Genomic DNA, 7,185 nt, shown 5'->3' with positions numbered 1-7,185 from the left:
CCTTAGCGGCTTTGCCCCTAGAAGAAATCCCAGAGTTACAAACTATTATTGTAGGGGGAGAAGCTTGTTCAGAAGAATTGATCAAACAATGGGCTAGAGGGAGAAATTTCTTTAATGCTTATGGACCGACAGAAACCAGCGTTTGTGCCACGGTAGAAAAATGGACAGATGAAACCCTGAAAGTAACTATTGGTCGCCCCATTGCTAACACCCAAATTTATATCTTAGACTCCCATTTACAACCTGTCCCGATTGGTGTTCCGGGAGAATTACATATTGGTGGTATGGGATTAGCGCGGGGTTATCTCAATCGTCCCGAATTAACCCAAGAAAAATTTATTCCTAATCCTTTTGAGAAGGATGAAGTGATCCCCCCAACCCCCCTTAATAAGGGGGGCAATGAGCCGTCAAAATTATATAAAACGGGAGACTTAGCCCGTTATTTACCCGATGGTAAAATCGAATATTTAGGACGCATTGACAATCAAGTAAAACTTCGCGGCTTCCGTATTGAATTAGGAGAAATTGAGGCCTTACTCAACCAAAATGAGGCGGTACAGTCTTCTTGTGTGATTGTTCGTGAAGATAATCTAGGGGATAAACGCTTAGTTGCTTACGTTGTACCGCAACCCGAAATCAACCTGACAATTAACGAAATACGGCAATTTTTGCGAGCAAAATTACCCGACTATATGGTTCCTACTGCGTTTATTCGTCTTGATGCTTTCCCCTTAACTCCCAATGGCAAAATAGACCGCCGCGCTTTACCCGTTCCCGATTTACAGGGCCAAGGTGAATATATAGCTCCCCGTAATCCCATTGAAGAAAAAATGGGGCAGATTTGGGGTGAGGTACTGAAATTAAAACGAGTCAGTATTGAGGATAATTTCTTTGAATTAGGTGGACATTCTCTGTTGGCAACTCAAGTTATTTCTCGATTACAGGAAACCTTTGAGATTGTTTTACCCTTGCGTTATCTGTTTGAATCTCCAACTATTGCTCAGTTAAGTGCGGTAATTTTAAAAGAACTGCAAACAGGTTTAGGGTTAAAGCTACCATCAATTGTCCCCGTTAATCGAGAGGATGATATTCCCCTATCCTGGGCCCAGGAACGTCTCTGGTTTGTGAATCAATTAGAAGGAGAAAGTGGGGCTTATACTATTGATTTAACGATGCGTTTGCGCGGAAATCTCAATGTTAAAGCCTTAGAAAAAGCTTTCCAGGCAATTATTCAACGCCATGAACCCCTACGGACTCAGTTTAAACTCAAAGATAACAAACCAATACAAGCGATCGATCCTAATGTAACCTTCACCTTACCAGTTGTCAATCTGCAAAACCTCAGTCATTCTGAGCAACAGGTAAAAAACCTGTTATTAGCAGCAGCATCCGAACCTTTTGATCTCGAATCAGGGTCAGTATTACGAGTCAAATTATGGCAAGTCAAGACAGAGGAATATGTACTATTATTAGCCATTCATCATATTGCAGCGGATGGTTGGTCAATAGGTGTTTTAATCGACGAATTATCAGTCTATTATCGAAGTTTCTGCACCGGGACAAAAGCAGATTTACCTGATTTATCAATACAGTATGCTGACTTTGCCCTGTGGCAGCGTCAATGGTTAACTAATGAAGTATTAGACCGTCAATTAAGCTACTGGAAGCAACAATTAACCGGGGTTCCCCTACTACACCAACTTCCCACAGACCGTCCCCGGCCAGCAATCCAAAGTTTTCGCGGAGGGACGGAGCGACTGCAACTAGATAGTCAACTAACGCAACAGCTTAAAAAACTCAGTCAAGAGTCCGGTAGCACTCTCTTTATGACATTACTAGCGGGTTTTGCTGTGTTACTATCTCGTTATAGTCAACAAACAGATGTGGTAATTGGTTCACCAATTGCTAACCGTAACCGCACCGAAATTGAAGGGTTAATTGGCTTTTTTGTCAATAGTTTAGTGTTAAGATTTGATTTATCTCAAGACCCGACCTTTGAAGATTTTCTCGCGCAGGTCAGACAAACTACTCAAGACACCTACGACCATCAAGATTTACCCTTCGAGATGTTAGTCGAAAAATTGCAAATTGAGCGTCATTTAGATCGTAATCCTTTAACACAGATAGTTTTTGCCCTTCAGAATGCTCCTAGTTCTCCCTGGGATTTACCCGGAGTAAACATTGAGGAGATACCATCGGGACTTGATTCAGTTAGGGTTGACTTAGAAGTTTACCTCTGGGATGCAGCCGAAGGATTGGGCGGTTTTTGCTCTTATAACAGGGATTTATTTGATGCTGAAACTATTGTCCGTATGATGACTCATTTTAAGACTTTGTTGGCGGCAATTGTGGAAAATCCCCGTCAATCATTAGCTTCACTACCCTTATTAAACCCAGAGGAAGAGTATCAACTATTAGAGGGTTGGAATGAGACAAAAGCTGATTACTCCTATAACAAGTGTATTCATCAATTAATTGAGGAACAAGCAGCGCGTACCCCTGATGGAGTAGCAGTAGTCTTTGAAAATCAACAGTTGACCTATGCAGAATTAAATAGTCGGGCCAATCAACTAGCTCACTATTTACGCTCTTTAGGTGTAGAAACCGAGGTAATAGTCGGTTTATGTGTAGAGCGCTCTTTAGACATGATTGTGGCATTAATAGGCATCCTTAAAGCCGGTGCTGCCTATCTACCCCTTGACCCAGAATATCCTCAAGAACGCTTACAATTTATGTTAGAGGATAGTCAAGTACCCTTATTACTAACCCAAAGTTCCCTGATTGATAAACTCCCAAATCATCAAGCTAAAACTGTATTTTTAGCTGAAATTTGGCAAGAAATTAAACCAATGAACCAGGATAATTTGACGGGGAAGGTAACAGCTTCTAATTTGGCTAATGTAATTTATACTTCTGGTTCTACGGGTAAACCTAAAGGGGTGATGGTTGAACATCAAGGGTTGTGTAACCTTGCTCTGGCGCAAATTCAGACTTTTGCTGTGTCTTCTCAGAGTCGAGTGCTTCAGTTTGCTTCTTTTAGTTTTGATGCCTGTATTTCAGAAGTTTTGATGGCTTTGGGAGCGGGAGCGACACTTTATTTGGCAAGTAAAGAAAATTTAATGCCCGGTTTACCCTTAATCAAGCAATTACGGGAGAATAAGATTACTCATATTACTCTACCGCCATCAGCTTTAGCGGTTCTGTCTTGGGAAAATCTTTCCTCTCTGCAAACTATTATTGTCGCCGGGGAAGCTTGTTCTCCTGAATTGGTGAAAAAATGGTCCCAGGGACGAAATTTCTTTAATGGTTATGGACCCACAGAAGGAAGTGTTTGTGCAACGGTAGCTAAATGTACGCCGGTTGATGAAAAAATAACTATTGGTCGGCCAATTCCTCATGTGCAGGTTTATATTTTAGACTCGCATTTACAACCGGTTCCTATCGGTGTACCCGGGGAATTACATATCGGAGGAGCAGGGGTAGCCAGAGGTTATTTGAATCGCCCAGAATTGACAGCAGAGAAATTTATCTCTAACCCGTTTGTCTCCCTTGATCCCCCCCTAACCCCCCTTGATAAGGGGGGAGAGCAGCCGTCAAAATTATACAAAACGGGAGATTTAGCCCGTTATTTACCTGATGGAAGAATTGAATATTTGGGACGAATTGACAATCAGGTTAAAGTAAGGGGTTTCCGCCTTGAATTAGGGGAAATTGAAGCAGTTTTGAGCCAACATCCCCTAGTACAAGAAGCGGTTGTGATGGCTCGCGCTGATCAGGCAAGTGATCATGATCAAGACCAGCTTAATACTAATTTGGTAGCCTACTTAGTTCCGGCTCTCAAGGGTCAAGTATTGCCTGAACAGCTTGCTCAATGGCAGAGTGAATATGTTAGTGATTGGCAAAAGATTTACGAAGAATCCTACAGTAAACCCCAACCTCAAACCGAGGACCCCACTTTTAATATTAGTGGTTGGAATAGTAGTTATACGGGACAAGCTATTCCCGCAGCAGAAATGCAGGAATGGGTTGATCAGACAGTGAGCCGAATTTTAGGAAATCAACCACCGCAACGAGTGTTAGAAATTGGTTGCGGAAGTGGATTATTGCTATTCCGTGTGGCGAAACATTGTCAGGAATATTGGGGAGCCGATTATTCCGCTGCTACTATTAATAACCTCGAACATTTATGTGGCACAATTGAGGGTTTAGAGGGCAAAGTAAAATTATTACACCGAACAGCCGATGATTTTACCGGCATTCCCCAAGCTACTTTTGATCGAGTAGTGATTAACTCTGTTGTTCAGTATTTCCCTAGTGTGGATTATCTATTACAAGTTATCGCAGGAGCAGTGAAGGCGATTGCAGATCGGGGTAAGATTTTCTTAGGTGATATCCGTAGTTTGTCCTTACTAGAGCCTTACCATGCCGCGGTACAGTTAGCTCGTGCTGAAGCTAATAAAACCCTTGAAGAATGGCAAAAACAGGTGAATCAAAGTGTAGCTACCGAAGAAGAATTGTTAATTGCACCTCAGTTCTTTATCGCGCTTAAACAACGTTTTCCGCGAATTTCTTGGGTAGAAATTGCCCCGAAACGGGGTCAGGCTGACAATGAGTTAACCCAATTCCGCTATGATGTTACTTTACATCTGGATACTGATGGGGAAAAAACGACAATTCCTTGGCTAAATTGGCAGCGGGATCGGTTTTCTTTAGGGCAACTGCAAGATAAACTAAAACTGGAACAACCAGAATATTTAGGCATCAGAGATGTACCCAATCAACGATTACAAAAGGCACTACAAATTTTAGACTGTTTAGAAAATCCTCCTGGGGTAACAACGGTGGGAGAATTGCGGCAATTGTTAGCAAAAAATAGCGGGATAGGGATTAATCCTGAGCAAATGTGGCAACTGGGAGAACAGTTAGGTTACACTGTTCATCTCAGTTGGTGGGAAGGTAGTCAAGATGGTTCTTTCGATGTGGTTTTCTGTCGCCAGAATGCCATCTTAGAACCGATAATAAGTAAAGTTGATGAACAACCATACCCCAATTTTTGGGATGATGAGAGGATTATTCCCAAATCCTGGACTGATTATACGAATAATCCTCTATATGGTAAATTAGTCCAGAAGCTGATACCACAGATGCGGGAATTTGTCCAACAAAAGCTACCTAGTTATATGGTTCCCCAGGCTTTTGTTTTGCTTAATACCCTACCTTTGACTCCTAATGGTAAAGTAGATCGGCTGGCTTTGCCTACACCCGATACAGCTACACGCAATTTAGCTACGGGATTTCTCGCACCTCGTACCCCGATTGAAACTCAAATGTCTCAAATTTGGAGTGAAGTTTTGGGAGTCGAACGTATTGGAATTAAGGATAATTTCTTTGAATTGGGAGGACATTCTTTGTTAGCGACTCAGGTTATTTCCCGTTCCCGCGATCTTTTCTCGGTGGAATTGTCTTTACAAAATCTGCTGGAATACCCAACTATCGCTAATTTAGCCCAAATCATTGAAGTTCTTACCGTTGCACCGGGAGAAACAGCTATGACTGAAAGCTTGGAAGATTATGAGGATGGTGAATTATAAAAACAGTTAAAGTTTTAGCTGATATCAATAGTTTAGCAAGACAGTTAAAACGGCAAAGGACAAATATTGATCCTAGTCAATGGCAATCTGATGTACTTTTACATCCTCAGGGCAAACTTCGTGATTTAGAGCTAATTTAACAACAACTTTGGAGGCAATTGGTAAGTGAAAGTAGGAGATTTTTTAGCGTATTTGAAGGGTTTAGAGATTAAACTATGGCTGGAAGGCGAAAAACTTCGTTTTCAGGCTCCCAAAGGGGTTATGACCCCAGAAATTAAAGAAGAAATCGCCGCCAAAAAACCTGAAATTTTGGACTTTTTAAGAGCGGCAAAAATCCCAACTAATACTGTTGATTTAGAGATTATTCCCGTGTCACGGGATCAGGATTTACCCCTCTCTTTTGCTCAACAACGACTCTGGTTTCTGCAGCAACTTTCTCCCGATAGTCATTCCTATAATCTGTTGGACGCTTTACGGTTAGAAGGCTCCCTCAATCTGTTGGCTTTAGAACAAAGTCTCAGTGAACTGATTCGCCGTCACGAAATTTTAAGAACCACTTTTCCTATGGTAGAAGGGCAACCAATTCAGCGCATTGCTCCCCCTTCAACCGTAAGTTTACCCCTGGAAGATTTACAAGGTTTATCAAAGAATGAACAAACAGAACATCTGCAAGAAATAGCGATTGCTTTCTCCTTAAAACCCTTTAATCTAGCCAAGGAATCATTAGTCCAATTTAAGTTACTTAAACTCAGTTCCCAAGAGTATGTATTGCTGTTGAAGATGCACCATATTATTTACGATGGTTGGTCTTTGAGCATCTTCTTTGGTGAATTATCTCAACTTTATGCGGCCTTTGTCCGGGGGTTGCCTTCCCCTCTCCCTGAATTATCGATTCAATACGCCGATTTTGCCGTATGGCAACGTCAATGGCTCACCGGTGAAGTCTTAGAACGTCAACTTAATTACTGGCAAAAACAGTTACAAGATGCACCTACTATTTTAGAATTGCCAACGGATTATCCCCGTCCTCCAATTCCTAGTTTCCGGGGTGATGGGCAGGTTTTTCGCCTGAATCAAGACTTAACACAACGCCTCAAAAGGTTAAGTCAGGAGTCAGGAGCAACACTATTTATGACTTTACTGGCGGCTTTTTTTGTCCTAATTTCTCGTTATAGTGGTCAATTAGATGTTTTGGTGGGTTCTCCCATCGCTAATCGTAATAGTTCGGCAATTGAGAAATTAATGGGCTTTTTTGCCAATACTTTGGCTTTAAGGGGTGATATGTCGGGAAATCCGAGTTTTCTGGAGTTATTAGAACGAGTAAAGCAAACAACTTTATCAGCTTATGCCCATCAAGATTTGCCTTTTGAAATGTTAGTAGAAAGATTACAATTAGACCGAGATTTAAGCCGTAATCCTTTGGTACAGGTGATGTTTTCTCTGCAAAATACTCCCCAATCTGAGGCCAGTTTATCTGGCTTAAAGATGGAGAGTTTGCCTTTATCTGTTGAGCTTAAAGCGCGATTTGATTTAGAGGTAAATTTTTGGGAAGTTTCTGATCGTTTAGAAGCGGTTTGGTGTTATAGTACGGATT

2 protein-coding genes are annotated in these 7,185 nt (G+C 41.6%); both read left to right on the top strand.

Features of this window, described 5'->3' with window-relative positions:
- Positions 1-5,591 (top strand): non-ribosomal peptide synthetase (locus tag PX636_RS09565; protein WP_288116929.1); only part of this gene is annotated, 5,591 nt, incomplete at its 5' end.
- 165 nt (positions 5,592-5,756) lie between these two features.
- On the top strand, positions 5,757-7,185 hold a 1,429-nt coding region (locus PX636_RS09560), incomplete at its 3' end, for a condensation domain-containing protein (protein ID WP_288116927.1).

The sequence above is a fragment of the Microcystis sp. M53598_WE2 genome, from assembly GCF_030067735.1.
GTDB classification, from domain to species: domain Bacteria; phylum Cyanobacteriota; class Cyanobacteriia; order Cyanobacteriales; family Microcystaceae; genus Microcystis; species Microcystis aeruginosa.
The sequence above is the reverse complement of the archived record's forward strand: the minus strand, read 5'-3'. Positions and strand labels throughout refer to the sequence as shown.